The following is a 20088-nucleotide window of genomic DNA, read 5'->3' as shown; positions in this document are numbered from 1 at the left end:
GCCTGAATGCGCAACCCTTTGTCGTGCCGTTCGCACTCTCACTGGCGGCGCTGTTTGCCGTCTCACGCCCGGATCAAGGGATCCTCGGCTCAAACCTGGTGGAGGCTTATGACGATGTCGTCTTTGACGCTCAACAAGATTACCTCGCAACGCGGCATTTCCGTAGGCGAGGCGACGAAGAAGATTTCCGACCTCGGTTGGAACCCGAGCTATGTCCAGGAAGCGATGACGTTTCCGACCGACTACAAGATCGCCAAGGCGCCGCGCGATCCGATGAAGCAGGTGCTGCGCTCTTACTTCCCCATGCAGGAGGAGAAGGACAACCGCGTCTATGGCGCGCTCGATGCCGCTCTTCGCGGCGACATGTTCCGCAATGTCGAGCCGCGCTGGGTGGAATGGATGAAGCTCTTCCTCGCCATCATTCCCTTCCCGGAAATCTCCGCCGCCCGTTCGATGGCGATGGTGGCGCGGCTGGCGCCGGGCGAGGATCTCAGGACCGGCTTCACCATGCAGATGGTCGACGAGTTCCGCCACTCCACGATCCAGATGAACCTGAAGAAGTGGTACATGGAGAACTACATCGATCCGGCGGGCTTCGACATCACCGAGGAAGCCTTCGGCAAGTGCTATGCGACGACCATCGGCCGCCAATTCGGCGAAGGCTTCATCACCGGCGATACGATGACGGCCGCGTGCATGTACCTGACCGTCGTGGCCGAGACGGCGTTCACCAACACGCTCTTCGTCGCCATGCCCTCGGAGGCCGCCCGCAACGGCGATTACGCGCTGCCGACTGTGTTCCTTTCGGTGCAGTCTGACGAGAGCCGGCACATCGGCAACGGCCACTCGCTGCTGATGGCCGCGCTCAAGGAGCCTGAGAACCACCTGCTGCTCGAGCGCGACATGCGCTACGCCTTCTGGCAGAACCACGCCATCGTCGATGCCGCAATCGGCACCTTCATCGAATACGGCACCACCAATCGCGACAAGTCGAAGGAATCCTATGCGGAGATGTGGCACCGCTGGATCTACGAAGACTACTATCGCACCTACATGCTGCCGCTCGAGAAGTACGGCATCAAGATCCACCATGACGATGTCCAGGCAGCCTGGGAGCGCATCACCAAGAAGAACTACGTCCACAAGGTCGGCCAGTTCTTCGCGGTTGGCTGGCCGGTGAACTTCTGGCGCATCGAGGCTCAGACCGACAAGGACTTCGAGTGGTTCGAGCACAAATATCCGGGCTGGTACGCCGAGTTCGGCGACTTCTGGAAATGGTATGCCAAGCTCAGCCACAAGGGCGAGAAGGTGCTCTTGTTCAACAGCGATGTCGGTTACGTCTATCCGCACCGCTGCTGGTCCTGCCTCGTGCCTTGCCTGATCCGCGAGGACATCGTGGTCGACGAGATCGACGGGCAGCTGCATACCTTCGCCCACGAGCTCGACCGCTGGACCGCTGTCGAAGCCTTCGCCGACGAGTATCAAGGCCGTCCGACGCCCGCGATGGGCCGCTTCAGCGGCAAACGCGAGTGGGAGACGCTCTATGACGGCTGGGATCTCGCCGATGCGATCAAGGACCTCAACTTCGTCCGTTCCGATGGCAAGACGCTGATCCCGCAGCCGCATTTGCGCTTCGGCGCCGACGAGCAGTGGACGCTCGACGACGTGCGCGGCAACGTCCTCGGATCGCCGCTCAAGGCGCTTCGCGGCATGTCGCCGGCCGATCGTGAGAAGCATCTGGCCGAGTATCGGGCCGGCTTCACGATCACGCCCTTCAACTGACCATACGAGCGCGGGGGCCGGGTTCCGACCCCCGCGACATTCCAGAGGAAGGCCATCTCCTGTCCTGCGGACGGGCCGGAGAGGAATTGGGAGGTTATCGATGACTGGTGCTCACACCGTGCGCCTGGAGCCGGTCGGCGTCGAGTTCGAGGTCGAAAACGGCGAGACGGTCCTGAACGCGGCATTCCGCCAAGGCATTGCGCTGCCGCATGGCTGCAAGGAAGGGCAATGCTCGGCCTGCAAATGCGTGCTGCTCGAAGGCGAGGTCGACATGCTGAAATACTCGACCTTCGCCCTCAACGACACGGAGAAGGATACCGGGCACATCCTGCTGTGCCGGTCCATCGCCTATTCCGACATGCATGTCGAGCTTCTCAACTACGACGAGGAGGTGCTGGCGAAATCAATCGCGGTGAAGACATTCAAAGGCCGGATCTCAAAATTCGAACATCTGACCCATGACATCCGCGGCATCGAGATCGAGCTCGGCTCGCCGATAAAATTCTGGGCTGGGCAATATGTCGACATCACGGTCACCACGCAAAAAGGGGAGACGATTACGCGCTCGTTCTCCATGGCAAATACGCCGGACCAAACCCAAAAACTTTCCTTCATCATCAAGAAATATCCCGAAGGAAAGTTCTCCGGAGAGCTTGATTCCGGAGGCATCCGCGTCGGAGCCGAAGTCACTGTCGCCGGACCCTATGGAACCTGCTTCCGGCGGGAGGAACGGCAAGGTCCCCTGATCCTGGTCGGCGCCGGCTCCGGCATGTCGCCGGTTTGGTCGATCCTCAACGATCACCTGAAGAGCGGCGAGAAGCGGGACGTGTTCTTCTTCTACGGCGCGCGGACCCCGACCGACCTGTTCTATCTCGACAGGATCGCCGAGCTTGCCGGCCGCCACCCGGAGCTGAACTTCATCCCGGTGCTGTCGCATGTGAATGGCGAGGCGTGGGACGGCGAGCGCGGCTTCGTCCACCAGAGCGTCGATGCCAAGCTCAAGCAACTGGCGGTCGACGGGCAGGGCGACGTCTACGCCTGCGGTCCGCCGCCCATGATCGATGCGCTGCAGCCGGTCCTGTTCATGAACGGCTTCGAGAGCGAACGCATCTTCTTCGACCGGTTCACCACGTCGTCCAGCGCCACCCCGGGCCATTGAGACGGCCCGGAGCCAGCGACACCAAAGCAACTGCAACAAGGGAGTGAAGACAATGGTAGCAACGTCGAGTTCAGTCGGATCGGGAGCCGCGGGAGCCGCGATCTTCGCCGATTCCGACAGCCGCAAATATCGGTATTTCGATCCGAAAGGCCAGCGCGCCACCCATTACGAGGATGTCACGGTCGACGTGCAGCCCGACCCCGAGCGCTACCTGATCCAGGACTGGATCATCTCCTTCTCGAACGGCAAGGGCGCCTACATCAAGGATAATACGGCTGCCAAGAGCTCGAACTGGCATGCCTTCCGGGCTCCCGACCAGGAGTGGGAGCGCACGCATTATCAGCGCCAGTCGAAAATCGAGACGATGGTGCAGAGCGTGATCACCAATGCCCGCCGCGCCGGCGCGCCGAAGACCTTCGACAAGGTTTGGGCCAAGCTCCTGCAGGCGCATCTCGGAGCGTGGAAACATGCCGAGTTCGGCCTAGGCACTTCGCTGATGCAGGCGCAGCGCTACGGCTACACGCAGATGATCAACAACGCCACGCTGACCAATTCGTCCTACAAGCTGAGGCTCGCCCAGGACATCACGCTCTATCTCGCTGAGATCGGCATGGACATCGCCGGCTGGGACGACGAACTCGGCAAGAAGCACTGGCTGGAGGACGGTGTCTGGCAGGGCACCCGCGAGGCGGTCGAAACCATCATGGGCACGACCGATTATCTGGAACAGTACTTCGCCATCAACATCGTGTTCGAACCGCTGGTCGGCGAACTGTTCCGCTCCGGCTTCCTGATGCAGGCTGCGGCGGCCAACCACGACTTCATCACACCGCCGGTGATCTCGGCGGCCGAAGCCGACTACGAGCGCAACCTCGCCAACACCATCGACCTGGCCTACCTGCTTGCCAATGACGAGAAGCATGGCGCGGCGAACAGGAAGCTCTTCCAGGGCTGGGTGAACAAGCACGGCGCGCTTGCCGACAAGGCAGCCACCGGCCTTCAGCCGATCTGGTCGATGCCGCATTCCAAGCCGATTTCCTTCACCGACGTTCGCGCCCAATCCGAGGAACGGATCGGCCAGATCCTCGGCGAACTCGGCCTCAAGCGCTGAACAGGGAGAAGACCAACATGTCAGTAGCAGCACGCGACGCCTCGCAGTCCAACATCTTCAAATCGATGAAGGACATCACCTTTGAGCAGACGATTTCGCACCAGTGCGGCGTCACCATGAACGACTCGGTCGAGGCGCGCGCCATCGCCGAATTCATGGGCAAGAAGCCGGGGGTTATCGTCACTTACCAGCCGGCCATGATCCGCATCGACGGCAACGGCAAGCTGATCTTCAAGATGGACGAGATCAGCGAATATCTCGGCCGCGACATGACCGCCGAGATCTTCGAGGTCAACACCTCCACCCACTACGGCCGCATGGTGCGGGTCGACGACAACACCGTGATCCTGTTCGGGAACATGGACGAGGTCTTCGAATACATCTGAGGAAGCCGGGCACCGGCGCGCCGCCCGATCGCGGCGCGCCCACTCCATCAACAGGACGGCATCAACGCGACGATTGCGGAGGCAAGAATGTACAGGACACCTGAAGGCAAAGACATTTTCGTGGTCGATGGCCACACCCATTTCTGGGACGGCAGCCCGGAGAATCAGAGGAACATCCACGGCAAGCAGTTCATCGACTGCTTCTACGCCTATCATACGGGGCTGAGCCCGAAGGAGCAGCTTTGGGAGAAGGGCAAGTTCGAGAAATACAGCGCCGACGATCTCTATCGCGACCTGTTCATAGACGGTCCGGACGACGTGGCGATCGTCCAGTCGACCTATCTGAAGGATTTCTACAAGAACGGGTTCAACACGATCGAGCGCAACGCGGAGGTCGCCAAGCGCTACCCGGAGCGCTTCATCATCAATGGGTCCTTCGATCCGCGCGACGGCGAGAAGGCGCTGGAATACATCCACTTCATGAAGGAGACTTACGACGTCAAGGGCGTGAAGATGTACACTGCCGAGTGGAACGGCGCCTCCAAGGGCTGGAAGCTCACAGATCCCGACGCCTACAGGTGCTTCGAACTCTGTGAAAAGCTCGGCATCAAAAACATTCACGTTCACAAGGGCCCAACGATCATCCCGCTCAGCAAGGACGCGTTCGACGTGCATGATGTCGACCACGCAGCGACGGATTTCCAGGGCTTGAACTGGATCATCGAGCATTGCGGGCTGCCGCGCCTCGACGATTTCTGCTGGATCGCGACGCAGGAAACCAATGTCTATGGCGGCCTTGCCGTGGCGCTGCCCTTCATCCATTCGCGCCCGCGCTATTTCGGCGAGGTCATTGCCGAGCTGCTGTTCTGGATCGGGCCGGAAAAGATCCTGTTCGGCTCCGACTATGCGATCTGGACGCCGCGCTGGCTCGTCGAGAAATTCTGGGCGTATCAGATCCCCGAGGACATCGCCGCGGAACGCGGCGTGCAGCTGACCGACGAGATCAAGGAGAAGATCCTCGGGCTGAATGCCGCGCGGCTCTACGAGATCGACGTCGAAGCGAAGAAGAAGGCGCTCGCAAGTTCGCCCTTCAGCATCGCGGCGGAGTAGGGCCATGGCAACCGCCAGCGTTTCCGACAGCCGCGAGAAGGAACTCTGGCGGCGCCTTGGCGAGGTCAATGACCCGGAACTCGACGAGCCGATCACCGAGATGGGCTTCGTCGAGCGGGCCGAGATGACGGGCGACGGCAGCGTGGAGGTCGATTTCCGCCTGCCGACCTACTGGTGCTCGCCCAACTTCGCTTTCCTCATGCTCGACGGCGTCCGCAAGGCGCTCGACCAGCTTTCCTGGTCGCCCGCCTATCGCGTGAAACTGCACGATCATATGTTCGCGGAGGAGGTCAATCGCGGCATCGAAGCCGGCAAGGCATTCGGCGACATATTCGCCGAGTTAGCCGCAGACGCGGATCTCGGCGCCGTGCGCGAAACCTTCAGGATGAAGGCATTCAAGCGCCGCCAGGAAGCGGTCCTGCGCGGTCTGCGCCAGCACGGCCTGACGGATGTCGAAATCCTCGGCATGGACCTGCCGTCATACGATGCCGCCAGCTTCGAGCCGGGCGAGGCGGCCATGCAGAAGCCACGGTACCGGGCAGCGCTGCTGCAGCGGTTTCCCGATCGCCGTATGGACGATCCCGTCTTCGTCACCTGGGAAGGGCGGCAAATTCCGCCTGCCGCGCTCAGTGCCCATCTCGCCGAGTTACGCGGCGTGCGTGTCAACATGGAGTTCAACGGTGCGCTTTGCCGTGGGCTCAAGCAGACAAGATACAAGGAACTGAGCGTGGTCGAAGGCGAGCCGACGCTGGTCGACTTCATCATGGATCGCGTGCCGGCGCGAAACGCGCCGGCCGTCTAAGCAGCGTCGAAAGCAACGGCCTCCCTCGCACGAGGCCCCCAACCAACAACCCGCCCGTAAGGCGGAAGGAGGAATCATGCCTAAAATTATGCTTCACAATTCCGAGGCCCGCCGGGCCCTTGCCCGTGGCGTCTTTAGGCTGGCGGCGGCAGTTGAACCGACGCTCGGTCCCAAAGGCATGAACGCCATGATCGACCGGCCGATCGGAACGCCGATGGTGACCCGCGACGGCGTCAGCATCGCTTCCGAGATCGAGCTGCATGACCGTTTCGAGAACATGGGCGCGCAGGTCGTCCGCGAGGTGTCGATGCAGACCAACGAGGTCGCCGGCGACGGCACGACGACCGCCATCGTGCTCGCCAACGCGCTGATCCAGGGCGGCATCGAGGCCAATGAGCGCGGCGCCAAATCAGTCGATCTCTGCAAGGGCATCAACCTTGCCGTGGCGGCGGTCGTGACGGCCCTCAAGGCATCGGCCAAGCCCGCCAAGGGCAATGGCGTCCTCGCCTCGGTTGCCAACATCGCCGCAACCGATGCCAAGCTTGGCGCGCTGGTGGCCCAAGCGCATGAGCGCGTCGGCGCGGAAGGTGTCATTACCACCGATTTCAGCGTGACCACCGAGACCACGCTGGACGTGGTCGAGGGCATGTCCTTCGACCGCGGCTACCTCTCGCATCACATGGTGACGGACCAGGAGAAGATGGAGGCCGTGCTCGAGCGGCCCTTCATCCTGATGACCGATCTCAAGATCAAGGAGCCCACGGCGCTCGAGACTGCGCGCCGTATCGCCGACGAGGCGGGGCGCCCGTTGCTGATCGTGTCCGAGGAAGTGTCGCCGGAAGTTGTGGTCACACTGCTCGGCAAGCAGGGGCCAGGCAAATACCTCGTCGTCCATCCGCCGGAGTATGGCCATTGGCGAAAGGCCATGATGGAGGACCTGGCGATCATCACCGGCGGTAGGGTGATAGCCCGCGACCTCGGCGGCCGGCTGGAGGACATCACAGTCGACGATCTTGGGACCGCTGACCGGGTGAAAACCAGCTCATCCTACACCTCGATCATTCGCGGCGGCGGCGACCATGACGCGATCGCGGCGCGCCGCGCCCAGGTGCAGCGGCAGTATGAGGCCGCGCCGCCGAACATCGAGCAGGACAAGCTGCGCGAGCGCCTGGCCAAGCTCTCCGGCGGTACCGCGATCCTCTATGCCGGCGGCGTCACGCCGGTCGAGCAGAAGCGGACCATCCAGCTGATCGAGGATTCGCTGAATGCGGTGCGCGCGGCGTCCGAGGAGGGCGTGGTTGCCGGTGGCGGCTCGGCGTTGGCCCAGATCGCGCCTCTGCTCGACAAGGTGGCGACCGGTGTCGACGGCGATGTCGCCGAAGGCGTGCGCCTGGTCCGGTCGGTGCTGACACGGCCGCTCTGGCGCATCGCCGCCAATGCCGGCGCCGATCCCGAAGCCGTGGTGGCCGAGGTGACGCGCATCAACGGCGGCTACGGCTATAACGCATCCGCCGGCAGCTACCAGAACATGTTCGAAGCCGGGATCATCGATCCTGTCCGCGTCACCTACACCGCGCTGGCCAATGCCGCCTCCGTGGCGACGCTGATCCTGACCACCGAGACACTCATCGGCGATCTTGCCGAGGATGAGGACCCGACGGCCGGGCCGGCGCTCGGCGGCGGCGCGGAAAAGCTTGGCCGCGCCTGAAACAATTCCGGACCTGAAAGGACACGACGATGAAAGCCGCAAGACTTTACGAATACGACCCGCACATGAACGTCAAGCTCAAGATCGAGGAGGTCAAGGCGCCGACGATCACGGCCCCGGACGAGGTCATCGTGCGGGTAGGTGCCGCCGGCCTCTGCCGCACCGACCTCCATATCATTGAAGGTGTGTGGAAACCGACCATGGACCCCGACGGCAGCCTTCTGCCTTACATCATGGGTCATGAGAACGCCGGCTGGGTCGAGGAGGTCGGCAGCGGCGTCAGATCGGTCAAGCGCGGCGATGCCGTGATCTGCCATCCGTTCCGCTCTTGCGGCATTTGCCTCAACTGCCGGCACGGCGAGGATATGTACTGCGACAATGGCCAGTTCCCTGGGCTGGGCATGAATGGCGGCTTCGCCGAATATTTCATCACTAGTGAACGTTCGCTGATCAAGCTCAATGCCAATGTCACGCCGATCGAAGTGGCGCCGCTGGCAGATGCCGGCATCACCGCTTATCGCGCCGCCAAACGAGCGGCGAAGCTTTTGCGGCCGGGGAGCTACTGCGTCCTGCTCGGCATCGGCGGGCTCGGACACATCGCGCTGCAGTCGCTGCATGCGATTTCAGGCTGCCGGATAATCGCCGTCGATCGTGAGCCTGCCGCGCGCGTGCTGGCCAAGGATCTCGGTGCCGACTTCGTCCTCGATGGCGGGCCGAACGTCGTCGAAGAAGTAAAGGCGATCACCGGCGGCGGCGCCCATGTGGTCATCGATTTCGTCGGCGAGCTTGGCGTGGAAAACATCTGCTGGAAGATGGTGCGCAAGGGCGGCCAGCTGTTCGTGGTAGGCTATGGCGGCGCCGTCAACGTGCCGACCGCGCATCTGGTCATCGAGGAAATCAACATCGGCGGCAGCCTGGTCGGCAATTTCACCGAGCTCGTCGAGCTGATGGAGCTCAACGCCGACGGCAAGGTCAAGATGCACTACACCGAATACAATCTCGCCAGCATCAACACCGCGCTCGATGACTTCAAGAACCGGCGCTTCACCGGCCGCGGCGTCATCGTTCCCTGAAAGCCTTGGGCCCGGATGGCGCGCGGAAAGCTGCGGTATCCGGTCCAGGCGTCACAATCCGGAGAGGAAAAAATGAACAAATACATCTGTGAATTCGTCGGAACCTTCGCGCTGGTCTTCTTCGGCTGCGCTACGGTTCTGTTCATGCGTTCCGAGGTCGGACTGCTCGGTGTTGCAATGGCCTTCGGCCTGTCGGTGATTGCGATGGCCTATTCGATCGGGCCGATTTCCGGCGCGCATCTTAACCCGGCGGTAAGCCTTGGCGTCTTTGTTTCCGGCCGGATGAAGTCCAACGATCTCGCCGGCTACGTGGTCGCGCAATGTCTGGGGGCGATCGCTGCCTCGGCGGTGCTCTACGTGATGGCGCAAGGCAAAGGCGGCGGCTATGACGTCGCGGCGAATGGTTTTGCCCAGAACGGCTGGTCGGCCTATTCGGCGACTTCGGCGTTCTTGTTCGAGGCAGTCGCCACATTCCTCTTTCTGCTCGTCATCTTGCGTGCCACCGCGGAGGACGGCGCGGGTGCTCTGGCCGGCCTGGCGATCGGTTTGACGCTGGTCATGATCCACCTCGCCGGCATTGCCGTGTCAGGGTCTTCGGTCAATCCGGCTCGCTCGCTAGGGCCCGCGTTGTTTGCCGGCGGAAGCGCGCTGTCGCAGCTCTGGCTCTATATCGTGGCGCCTTGCCTGGGCGCTGCCGCGGCCGGACTGGTGCTGCGCACCGGGATGATCGGCGCCGGCGAACCGGCACCGCAGCTCGCCTGATCGGCCGCTGCCTTTTTGTCGGTAAGATTCCCAAGCCCATGGCGGAACGCCATGGGTTTCTTTTTTACTGCGTGTTCAGACGAAGCCGCGCCGGATGCCATATTGCTCGAGCTTGCGGTAGAGCGTTGGCCTGGAAATGCCCAGCCGCTGCGCCACCCGGCTGAGATTGCCGCCCTCCGCGGTCAGCGCATTCTTCAACGCTTGGTGTTCCGCCTCGGCTAGCGTGCCAGCGGGCTCTTCGGGGGAGACTGCCGTGTTGCTGCCCGGCTGCGGCTCGGAACCGCCATCCGTGATTTCCTCGGGAAGGTCGTGCAGTCCGATACCACGGCCGCGCGCCAGGACGTGCAGCCGTCCGACGAGGTTCTTCAGCTCACGCACATTGCCCGGCCACCGATAGGCGAGCAATGCAGCGACAGCTTCCTGCGAGAATTCCAGCGGCTCGTCGCCTGATGCAGCGGCGATCTTCCGGTTGAAATGTTCGATCAGCAGCAGCACGTCCTCGCCGCGATCGCGCAGCGGCGGCACAGTGATCGAGACGGCGCCGATCCGATAATAGAGGTCGCGGCGGAAACGACCCGCAGCGACTTCCTGCTTGAGGTCTCGATTGGTCGAGGCGACGAGCCGGACGTCGACTGGCCGGCCTCGGTTGTCGCCGATACGGTGGACCACGCGCTCTTCAAGGACACGCAACAGAAACGGCTGGATCTCGAGCGGCATCTCGCCGATCTCGTCGAGGCTGAGCACGCCGCCATTGGCAAGCTCGAAGACACCCGGTTTGCCGTCGCGTGATGCGCCGGTGAAGGCGCCGGCGACATGGCCGAACAGCTCGCTGCCGAACAAGTCCTTTGTGATAGCGCCGCAATTCATCGCGATGAACGGGTCGTTGTCCGTACGCCGGCTGCCGGCATGGACGAGCCGCGCGAACAGCTCCTTGCCGACGCCGGTCTCGCCTTCGACCAGCAGCGAGGCGACGCTTTTCGATCGCGCGACGCGGCAGGCGACATCGACTGCGGCAAGCAGTGCCTCGCTCTCGCCGACTATCATTGCGGCTGCGTCTTGAAGATGCTTGTCCGCCTCCCGCTTGATCACGGTCGAAACTGTCGGCGCCGACGGGAACACCAGCGCAGCGCCGCGCAAGTCGCCATCGAGCTTGAGCGGTGTGATGTGGCAGGAACGCAGATGAGCCGGCAGAGCCCTGGCGATATCGGCCTCCGAACCGGACGACGGAAGGTTCATCAGCCAGCGGCCGCGACCCGCGTCTATCGGGCCGCTGGTCATTTCGGCGGCTTCGCCGTCGGGCAGGTTGTTTCGGTAGATCGCGCGCCCGCGATGATCGACGATCACCAGTCCATCTTTTCGGCGATAGCCGGGAGCCGAGGAAATGAAAGCTTCGAGCAGGCGTGTGCGCTGCTCCTGTTGCTGCTCTGCCAATGCTTTTTCGATCTGGCGGGCCGTGGCGGCGACAAGCGCGGTGTTGTGGGGTCGGAAGATCGGCGAGTAGCCTGACAAGTCGACGACCCCGACTATCTTGCCGTCCAGCGGATCGCGGATCGGCGCCCCGGCGCAGGTCCAGGACTTGATGCCGGCGCAGAAGTGCTCCGCCGCATGGACGAAAGTCGGTTCCCCGGTCCACAGCGCCGTGCCGATGCCGTTGGTCCCGACGGCGCCCTCATTCCATTTGCCGCCGATGGCCAGATGAATATCCATGCCGTCATGCAGGGTCTTCTTGTCGCCGATGGCATCGATCAGCACGCCGTCGCTGTCGGCAAGAACCAGCATCGCGCCGGTGCCCTCCAGCAACTGACCGATGGAAGCGAAGGATCGGCGCGCCGCCGAGAGCAGTTCGGCATTGGCCCGGGTCAGGTACTCGATTTCGTCGCGATCGCTGCTCAGCGGCGCTTCGATCCCCTGAGCGTTGATGCCGCCGGTGGCGCTGCGATACCAAGAGTCGTGAATGAGGGAGCGGACGTGGCTTGGGCGGATCGGATCGCGGACACATTTGGGCTCGTCCGCCAGAAAATCTTCCCAAGCGCGCATGGTGGCGCGCTCGTCATAGTCGATGCTGCCCAGAGCGATTTGATTGCTGGCCAACGACGCACGCGTCGGAAGAGCATCGATCTTCATCTGATTAGGTCCAGGATCGCGTTTCATTCAGTCATTACGGAACCTTCGAGGCATGCCAATGCTGTATGCTGTCTTGGATCGGACGTGCCGAAGCCGGTCCAATCGCTTACCGGTCAATTGATGCCTAGTTTCGCGCCGATGTCGGTGGCGAGCTGTTCTTCGGAGTAGGTGGCGGTGAGGCGACGCCCGTCCATTTCGGCAAGCTTCGCGGCGACGGCTTCGTCGACCGGCGCGAAGTAGCCGTTCTGCTTGGTGGCCAATACGAAAATGTGCTCGCCGCCGCGATCGCGGATATCGCCGATATGATGAAGCTGACGGCCTGTGTCTTGATCCTTCGAGATCACACGCCCATTGAGGCTGACATGCACGGACGGGTTGGCCTCGGCCACAGATCCGGTTGCGCCGCCAACGTGAAAGATAAGGCCTTGAGCTTTCGGTTTCTGACGTGGCTGTTTCGAAGCTGAATAACCGCCGGCGCTGAGCTGGTCGGCAAGGCGCACGATGGTTGAGCGGTTCTGCTCAATCAGCCTTTTGACTTGAGCATCCTCGCGCCGCGGGCCATCCCGCTTGGAGATGATCTCGACCATGAATCCTCCCAGATTCGTCGGCAGTGCCGGTATGGCAATTTTTCTTGCTTGCAGCGGACCTTACACTGCCACAGTCGAGTCCGCCATTCATATTAGCTAGTGCCGAAATGGATGTCGTTGGTAGCAGGTGGCTGCTACACCGGGGTATTCGTAGGTTGAGCAATGCCCGTGTCATGCCGCCTTGCTCTTCGATTCCGAGGGCTCGCTGTTGAATGCGTGTGCTGTTGCAGGAGACATTCTATTTCCCGTATCGCTGCTCCAGCGCTTCGGCAATATGTTCGCAAAGCAACTCCCCGGTGACGATGGTGACGTGGAGACGGATGCGTGCGCCCTGCGGATCGACCATCGTGACCACCGCGCCGCGGTCGGAGTATTCGAACGTGTCCAGAACCTTGTGAATGACGAAGTCAGCTACATTGGGTGCCGAGCCGGCGTGATTTTCCACGGCTTTCCTCCATCCCGAAATCAGCGGATCCCTTTGGCAGCAGTCGCGTGCCTAGGCGGTCTCCTTCGACAGCTGCCCGATCGTTAAATATGTAGCGGATTACCTCAACGTCCAGAAGAGTATTGACCCGCCATCCCTGTTGAGTGGCGAATATCTCTTTGTTCAGAAGCGCAAAGGATAAGTGCTCCGGTCGTCATATCGTTGAAGCAGACAACGACGAAGTGCAGATTACGCTAAACGCCATCTTAAGTCAGCCTTAATACATTTCAGCGCGAGATTGGCGAGGCGCTTCCAATCAGTCCCGCTAGTGGCGCCTGCGGGCGGGACTGACCTTATCAGGTCAGCGTTAACATGAAACGGTTCAAGGACATAAGTGTCGGCAGCAAGCTCACGCTGGGCTTTGGATTGGCACTGCTTTGCACCGTGACGGTCGGGGTATTTGGGGTCGCACAGCTGCGGTCGCTCAATAAGGTCACGAGCGAGATCACCGGAGTTTGGTTGCCCCAGGTGCAGATCGTCGACGAGATGAAGCGCAACCTTGCGGAGCACCGGCTCTACGCGACGCTGCGCATGCGTGCCGAAAACTCTCAGCAAATCGCTGACATCGACAAGGAGATGGCGAGAGAGAGCGAAGAAATGCTCCAAGATCGGCGCGCCTACCGCAGGAGCGCCGGATCACCTGCCGAGCAGGAACTGTTCGATCAGTTCGTCAACCTCTGGACGGCGTATCAAGATTCCCTGTCGTCGATCATTCCACTTCTCGATACCGCGGAGCGAACGAAGGCAGCTAACGAGTTCGAGGCGGTGTCGCTCCCCACGATTGCGGCGGCGGCTCAGCGGCTGGATGGCCTCTTGGCACTCACCAATCAGCGCAGCAAGGCTGCCGCAGCCATGGCGGACCGCACCTACACCATCGCGCAGCGGCTCGTTTGGGCCGCGATCGCCTTTGCTGCCGTGTGCCTTGGCGTGCTTGTCGCCTGGATTCGCCATAATGTCAGCAAGCCGATCCTGGCCGTGAGCGAAGCGATGCACCGGTTGACGCGAGGGGAACACCGCTCGACGCTGGTTGCGCTCAGAAAGGATCGGCGCGACGAGGTCGGAATATTGTTCACGGCCTTTGCCGGCTACCGCGCCAGCCTGGAGCGCAGCATCGCCCTGGCTCGTGATGCCGAGTTGGAGCGGCAGAATCTGGCTGCCGCTGCCGCGAACATGCCTGTGGGCCTGTGTATGTTCGATGCCGGCCGACGGCTGGTTTTCTGCAATCAGGCCTATGCCGACTTCTATCGCCTGCCGGAGGCCCTGACCCACCCTGGTTCCCGGTGGGACGATTTGATGCATTTCCGGATTGCGGCGGGACTTTATGTAGGCCAGGACCCGGACAGATATCTGGAAGAGCTCTCGGCGACCATCGACCGCGCCGAGCGCGTCGTGAGCCTGGTGGAGCTCAGGGACGGGCGCACCATCGACCTCATTCATCAGCCGCTGCCGGGCGGCGGATGGCTTGCCACGCATCACGACGTGACCGACTTGCGGCGCAGCGAGGCTCGCATATCGCACATGGCTCGCCATGACGGGCTTACCGATCTTCCAAACCGGATATTGTTTCGCGAACGCGCCGAGGACGCCTTGGCCGAGATGGCTCGCAGAGATGGCAAGGTCGCCTTCCTTTGCCTCGATCTCGATCATTTCAAGACTGTCAACGACACGCTAGGGCATCCGGTCGGCGACGCCTTGCTCAAGGAGGTCGCCGCAAGGCTGAAGCAGATCGTGCGCGAGGACGACACTGTTGCCAGACTAGGTGGCGACGAGTTCGTGATCATTCAAAATGGGGTCGATCAGCCGGTCGAGGCCACCGCCCTTGCGCAACGCGTCATTGATGCGCTGAGCGCCCCTTATATCGCCGACGGCCATGGCGTCACCGTCAGCGCCAGCGTCGGCATCTCGATTGCGCCTGACGACGGCACAAACGCCGACCAGTTGCTCAAGAACGGCGACATGGCGCTATATCGGGCAAAGGCGGAGGGTCGCAGAACATACCGGTTCTTCGAGCCGGACATGGATGCCCGCATGCAGGCGCGGCGGGTTCTCGAACTCGATCTGCGCGACGCGTTGGGACGGCAGCAGTTCGAGATCTACTACCAGCCGCTCCTCAATCTCGAAAGCGGCGAGGTCAGCTGTTTCGAGGCGCTGTTGCGCTGGCATCACCCGACGCGGGGCATCGTTTCGCCGTCCGAGTTCATCCCCTTGGCTGAAGAGATCGGCTTGATTGTTCCGATTGGGGAATGGGTGATCAAGCAAGCCTGTCTCGACGCAGCAAGCTGGCCCGAAGGCATCAGGGTTGCCGTCAACCTGTCGCCGACGCAGTTTCGCAATGCCCGCTTGCTCTCGACGATTGTCGCAGCGTTGGATGCCTCGGGATTGCCCGCGAGCCGTCTCGAACTTGAAATCACCGAGACCGTGCTGCTGGCCAACACCCAGGCCACTCTCGCGATGCTGCAACAGATCCACTTGCTGGGTGTCCATATCGCGATGGACGACTTCGGGACCGGATATTCGAGTTTGAGCTATCTGCGCTCGTTTCCGTTCGACAAAATCAAGATTGACCAGTCCTTCGTAAAGGACGCCGAGGATATCGACAGCTCCGTCGCCATCATCCGGGCCGTCACCAGCCTCGGCAACAGCCTTGGGATGCAGACCACCGCAGAAGGGATAGAGACGGCCGAGCAACTGGAACGGGTGCGAAGAGAAGGCTGCACGGAAGCGCAAGGCTTCCTGTTCAGTCGGCCACTACCGGCTCGGGAGATCCCCGCGATGCTGGAGCGCACACGTGCCGTCGTGGCCGGCGACATCAGCGAGCTTGCGCCCGAAACGACAGGCGAGCGGAAGAAAGAACAGGTCTCCGCCGGCCGGCTTGGCAGGAGTGCGTCTGCCCGGGGTTGACTGAAGTCGGCAAGATGCCCCGCGCAGAGAACAAACCTGCTCGCGGTACTTGCATAGCCAACGCACTGGCTCATATCGGCGGGTCCTAATGAACGCGCCGGCGCGGCCGTGAGGCCGAAGCCGACGGTGTCATCCGGAATAGGCTCTGACGGGCTGCGGTTCGCAGATCAGAGGGAAACCGATAGTCCGCCGTCAACCGCCAGCACATGTCCATTGACGTAACCGGCAGCGTCAGAGGCGAGAAACACCACGGCTCCGCCGAGTTCCTCAGGCTTGGCCCAGCGGCCTGCAGGGGTTCGTGCCTCGACCCATTTGGTGAAAGCCTCATCGTTGATAAGCGCGGTATTGAGCTCGGTGGCGAAATAGCCGGGGGCGATCGCGTTGATTGTTATGCCGTGACGGCCCATCTCGGCGGCGGCGGAGCGCGTCAGTCCATGCAGGCCCGCCTTTGCCGCCACATAGGCGTGAATGGTGGGACGGCCAAGGATCGCCGCAACCGATCCAGTGTTTATGATGCGGCCGAATTTGTTCGGCAGTATCAGACGCACTGCATCACGCATCATGCGAAAGCAGGCCGACAGATTGACGGCAATCACACGGTCGAAATCCTCGTCCTCCCATTCGACCAAAGGCCTGCGATGCTGGATGCCGGCGTTGTTGATCAGGATATCGAGGCGGCCGTGGCGTTCGACGATTGCTTGGAGCGCCGCCCTTGAGACCGCCGCGTCGGCAACGTCGAACGGCAGGGCTTCGGCCCCGATGCTTTCCGCCGCCGCGGAGAGGGCGTTCGTGCCGCGGGCGTTGACGATTACCGTCGCACCGTTTTCCGCAAGTGCTTTGGCCATGGCGAAGCCGAGGCCGCGCGAAGCACCCGTGACCAATGCGACACGGCCCTTGAGCGAGAACAATTCCGACATTGAAGCCCCTGGAGCGAGATGAGAATGCTTCAATCTAGCCGCATCTCGCTTCAACGAACGGGCGGGAGTTGCCTCCCGCCCAAAAAACCCTATTTGGCGACGCAGGTATCCGCCGTCTGCGGAGTGCAGACGTCGAGGCCGGTGTAGGTCGGGTCAGCCGGCGGAGCCTTGCCGTCCTTCATATCCTTCAATGCCATCATCGTCTTGTAGCCCATTTCGAACGGCCGCTGGCCGACCTGGCCAAGGGAGAGACCTTCCTTCATCTGATCGATCTGGACGGGAAGCGTGTCGGCGACGACAAGGGCCAGGGCCTTCGAGGCGATCTTGTCCTTGTACGGGGCTACCGCAGCTCGGTTGGCATCTGGGATGAACTGCGGGAAGCCACCGGTTGGGATGAATGCGTCGAGGTTCGGGTTTTTCCCCATGATGTCCTCGAATTGCTGCACCGAAAGCGGGAAATCATCGTTGGTATAGAGCGGACAGCCTTCGATTTCGGTCCAGCCATTCTGGCCCGTCAGCCGATCCCCGGGCGAGGCTGCCGATTTGGTGCCCGAAAGCGTATCGCGAATGCCCTGCATGCGCTCATTGTGGTTGGCCGCCGCCGCGCCGCCCGACTGGATACAGATCGTGCCGCCCTTGGGCTTAATCTGCATGGCAAGCTTGGCAAGGTTCACGCCGATCTCATAATTGTGGGTCCCGATATAGGCGGCGCGAAGATCCTTGTTCTCGGGCAGGAGGTCGGAATCCCAGGTGAGGACCGGGATGCCGGCTTCCTTGGCTGCCTGCAGCGCGACTGCCATCGCCGCGGCATTCGATGGCGACACGGCGATGCCGTCCACCTTCTTGGCAACGAGGTCCTGCACGATCTGTACCTGCTCGTCGCCGCCCCCATGCTCTCCGGGGCCGATATACATGCACTCCAGGGCCCCATTCGATTCGGCTTCGGCTTTCTTGCAGCCGTCGCGTGCCTGGTCGAAGAAAGGATTGTTCATGTTCTTCGGCACCAGGGCGAAGATGTATTTCGCCTGGGCGCCGGAAACGGCGAGCACCATTGCGCCAAGCGCCACGGCCGCCGTCAACAGATGTTTTCTCATGGGACGTTCTCCTCCTTGGTGTGATCCCGCAGGCCTCCCGCCGGCGGGTTTCTAACGGCTTCGTTTGGGCATCAAGGCTGCCAGCGACGCTGCGAGCATCGATCTGCCGCCGGTTTGCATGCCCAAAAGAACCGCAAGAACGATGAAGGCGCCCACGAAGGCACCCTGCCAATTTGAATCGATGCCGGCCATCAGCAGTGCATTCCTGATCACCTCGAGGAAGGCCGAACCGATTATCGCGCCGAACGCCGTGCCGGCGCCGCCCATGAGGCTGGCTCCGCCAATGACTGTCGCGGCGATCACGCGCAGCTCATAACCTTGGCCCATGGCATTGATGGCCGAGCCGTTGTAACCAAGCAGCAGCAGCGAGGCGAGCGAGGCGGTGAAAGCCGAGAAGACATAGGCCTGGAATTTGATCCAGTCGACCGGCACGCCGGTAAGCCGGGCGGCCTCCTCGTTACCACCGATGGCGAAGAGATGTCGGGCCCAGGCGGTGAAATTGAACACGAAGCCGACGATTAGGGCCAGAATCACCATAGTCCAAAACTGCGATGACAGTCCCGGTATCCAGTGGGGTGCCCAGTCCTGCGGCCCATGCAGCGGCCATCTCGCCTGACCGATCGCCTTCACGATCGGAGCATCGGGCCCGAACTGGTAGAGCATCTGGTTGGCCGAGAACACGACCGCCAGCGAACGCGCCACGGACAGCATCCCGAGGGTGACCACGAAGGACGGCATTCCGACATAAGCAACAAAGAACCCGTTGACCGCGCCGCAGGCCAGACCGGAGAAAAGGCCGATGGCGAAGGCGACGTACCAAGGATAGTGCCAGGTCAGGAACAGGCCGGCGACGATGGCCACCAGGCCCATGATCGACCCGACCGACAGATCGATGCCACCGGTGATGATCACCACCGTCATGCCGAGCGCCATGAGGCCGAAAGGTGCGAAGTTGCGCGTGACGTTGGCGACGTTTTCGGAGGTGCCGAAGCTCGGCTCGATGGCTGTCATCAACATGACGAGAGCAATGAGCGCGATTGTCACCCAGAATGGCTGACTTGAAACCACACGCTGCAGCGCCGTCTTCTCCTTGGTCGGGATGAAGTCCGCCATGGCCGGGCGGCTGGTTTCCACGAGCGACTCCCTGACGCTAACCGACTGCCGAGCACTATTCGCCACGGATGGCCCCCGTTATTAGTCCGGTGATTTCCTCGGGCGAGGTGTCGTCGACCTGCTTGTCGGCAACCTTCGAACCTCGCCTCAGCACGATGATACGATCTGCGACGGCGAAAACGTCAGGCATGCGGTGGCTGATCAACATGACCCCGACTCCTTGCGCCTTGAGGCGTCGGATCAGTTCGAGCACTTCCGCCACCTGGCGTACGGAGATTGCGGCGGTCGGCTCGTCCATCAACACCAGCTTGGCGTTCGAAAGCCGGGTTCGTGCGATGGCTACCGCTTGGCGCTGCCCACCCGACATCTTCCTGACCAGGTCGCGCGGTCGGGTTTCCGATTTGAGTTCTTCGAACAGCGCTGCCGAGCGGTCGATCATCGCCTGCTTATTGAGCACCCTGATCGGCCAGAAGCCCTTCTTGATCTCACGGCCAAGAAAGACGTTCTGCGCGGCCGTTAGATTGTCGGCGAGCGCCAGGTCCTGATAGACGACTTCGATTCCTTTAGCACGCGCCTGGACGGGTTTGTGGAATTGACAAACCTCGCCGTCCACTACGATTTCGCCGTCGTTCGGCGGGAAGTTCCCGGCCACTGTCTTGACTATCGTCGACTTGCCGGCGCCGTTGTCCCCCATGAGACCCACGACTTCGCCCCGCTCTACCTGGAAGCTGACGTCGGTCAGGGCCTGGATGGCTCCAAAGTTCTTGGAAACATGGCGAACTTCAAGCACCGGCATCGCGGTCCTCCCCGGACAACATTGCCAACCCTGTCCCGGACTTATGCAAGACAGCTAATCAGCGAAACGCATTCAACACAATCATTATTAGATCAGGATTTTGGGGGCGTTGGAGCAAGGGTGCGACTTGCGGCGCAATAGGATCTTTGATACCGCCGGCTCGTCTCTGCTTGTGCGCA

Annotated in this window: 17 protein-coding genes; 10 read left to right on the top strand and 7 right to left on the bottom strand. The window is 61.8% G+C overall.

Annotated features, from left to right (window positions below; genetic code table 11):
• The first annotated feature begins 108 nt into the window (after positions 1–108).
• From LB520_RS11020 to LB520_RS10980, 9 genes are all read left to right on the top strand, one after another.
• On the top strand, positions 109–1782 hold the full coding sequence (locus LB520_RS11020; protein WP_224637511.1) for an aromatic/alkene/methane monooxygenase hydroxylase/oxygenase subunit alpha: 1674 nt from the start codon (positions 109–111) through the stop codon (positions 1780–1782).
• Between the two features lie 100 nt (positions 1783–1882).
• Positions 1883–2941 carry an NADH:ubiquinone reductase (Na(+)-transporting) subunit F gene (locus LB520_RS11015; protein ID WP_224523078.1) on the top strand — a complete coding sequence of 353 codons (1059 nt, stop codon included), beginning with the start codon at positions 1883–1885 and terminating at the stop codon, positions 2939–2941.
• Positions 2942–2993: 52 nt separating this feature from the next.
• Positions 2994–4052 (top strand): aromatic/alkene monooxygenase hydroxylase subunit beta, encoded by a 1059-nt coding sequence (locus LB520_RS11010; RefSeq protein ID WP_224523075.1) that lies wholly within the window; start codon positions 2994–2996, stop codon positions 4050–4052.
• 17 nt (positions 4053–4069) lie between these two features.
• Complete coding sequence (locus LB520_RS11005) at positions 4070–4438, top strand: MmoB/DmpM family protein (RefSeq protein ID WP_112097527.1); 369 nt, start codon at positions 4070–4072, stop codon at positions 4436–4438.
• An 87-nt stretch (positions 4439–4525) separates the two neighbouring features.
• Positions 4526–5548, top strand: a complete 1023-nt coding sequence (locus LB520_RS11000; protein WP_224523074.1) for an amidohydrolase family protein — start codon at positions 4526–4528, stop codon at positions 5546–5548.
• Positions 5549–5552: 4 nt separating this feature from the next.
• Positions 5553–6350, top strand: coding sequence for an iron-sulfur cluster assembly protein (locus tag LB520_RS10995; protein ID WP_224523073.1), 798 nt, complete (start codon positions 5553–5555; stop codon positions 6348–6350).
• Positions 6351–6426: 76 nt separating this feature from the next.
• Entirely contained in the window at positions 6427–8058 is a 1632-nt protein-coding gene (locus LB520_RS10990; protein ID WP_140839148.1) for a molecular chaperone GroEL, read from the top strand.
• A gap of 29 nt (positions 8059–8087) precedes the next feature.
• Positions 8088–9131: an NAD(P)-dependent alcohol dehydrogenase gene (locus LB520_RS10985; RefSeq protein WP_140535659.1), complete on the top strand. Its 1044-nt coding sequence runs from the start codon at positions 8088–8090 to the stop codon at positions 9129–9131.
• Positions 9132–9203: 72 nt separating this feature from the next.
• Entirely contained in the window at positions 9204–9893 is a 690-nt protein-coding gene (locus LB520_RS10980) for an MIP family channel protein (protein WP_224523072.1), read from the top strand.
• A gap of 75 nt (positions 9894–9968) precedes the next feature.
• Here LB520_RS10980 and LB520_RS10975 read toward each other — a convergent pair whose 3' ends face one another.
• From LB520_RS10975 to LB520_RS10965, 3 genes are all read right to left on the bottom strand, one after another.
• Positions 9969–12017 carry a sigma-54-dependent Fis family transcriptional regulator gene (locus tag LB520_RS10975; RefSeq protein WP_224523071.1) on the bottom strand — a complete coding sequence of 683 codons (2049 nt, stop codon included), beginning with the start codon at positions 12015–12017 and terminating at the stop codon, positions 9969–9971.
• Positions 12018–12130: 113 nt separating this feature from the next.
• Positions 12131–12604 (bottom strand): hypothetical protein, encoded by a 474-nt coding sequence (locus LB520_RS10970; protein ID WP_224523070.1) that lies wholly within the window; start codon positions 12602–12604, stop codon positions 12131–12133.
• Between the two features lie 238 nt (positions 12605–12842).
• Positions 12843–13049: a hypothetical protein gene (locus LB520_RS10965; protein ID WP_224637510.1), complete on the bottom strand. Its 207-nt coding sequence runs from the start codon at positions 13047–13049 to the stop codon at positions 12843–12845.
• A gap of 351 nt (positions 13050–13400) precedes the next feature.
• Here LB520_RS10965 and LB520_RS10960 point away from each other — a divergent pair, with 351 nt between their 5' ends.
• Positions 13401–15989 carry an EAL domain-containing protein gene (locus tag LB520_RS10960; protein WP_224637509.1) on the top strand — a complete coding sequence of 863 codons (2589 nt, stop codon included), beginning with the start codon at positions 13401–13403 and terminating at the stop codon, positions 15987–15989.
• A gap of 167 nt (positions 15990–16156) precedes the next feature.
• On the opposite strand, the gene LB520_RS10955 is transcribed toward LB520_RS10960, so the two are convergent.
• The 4 genes from LB520_RS10955 to LB520_RS10940 all read right to left on the bottom strand — a co-directional run bounded on the left by LB520_RS10955 (position 16157) and on the right by LB520_RS10940 (position 19909).
• The gene (locus LB520_RS10955) at positions 16157–16906 is read right to left on the bottom strand and encodes a glucose 1-dehydrogenase (RefSeq protein WP_224637508.1); all 750 of its coding nucleotides are present in this window, start codon (positions 16904–16906) and stop codon (positions 16157–16159) included.
• An 89-nt stretch (positions 16907–16995) separates the two neighbouring features.
• Complete coding sequence (locus tag LB520_RS10950) at positions 16996–18000, bottom strand: sugar-binding protein (protein ID WP_224637507.1); 1005 nt, start codon at positions 17998–18000, stop codon at positions 16996–16998.
• 51 nt (positions 18001–18051) lie between these two features.
• Positions 18052–19134 carry an ABC transporter permease gene (locus LB520_RS10945; RefSeq protein ID WP_224517261.1) on the bottom strand — a complete coding sequence of 361 codons (1083 nt, stop codon included), beginning with the start codon at positions 19132–19134 and terminating at the stop codon, positions 18052–18054.
• A 34-nt stretch (positions 19135–19168) separates the two neighbouring features.
• The gene (locus LB520_RS10940) at positions 19169–19909 is read right to left on the bottom strand and encodes an ATP-binding cassette domain-containing protein (RefSeq protein WP_224625716.1); all 741 of its coding nucleotides are present in this window, start codon (positions 19907–19909) and stop codon (positions 19169–19171) included.
• Positions 19910–20088: the final 179 nt, after the last annotated feature.

The sequence above is a fragment of the Mesorhizobium sp. CA12 genome, assembly GCF_020165255.1.
Classification (GTDB): Bacteria; Pseudomonadota; Alphaproteobacteria; order Rhizobiales; family Rhizobiaceae; genus Mesorhizobium.
This window is presented reverse-complemented; position numbering and strand designations above follow the sequence as displayed.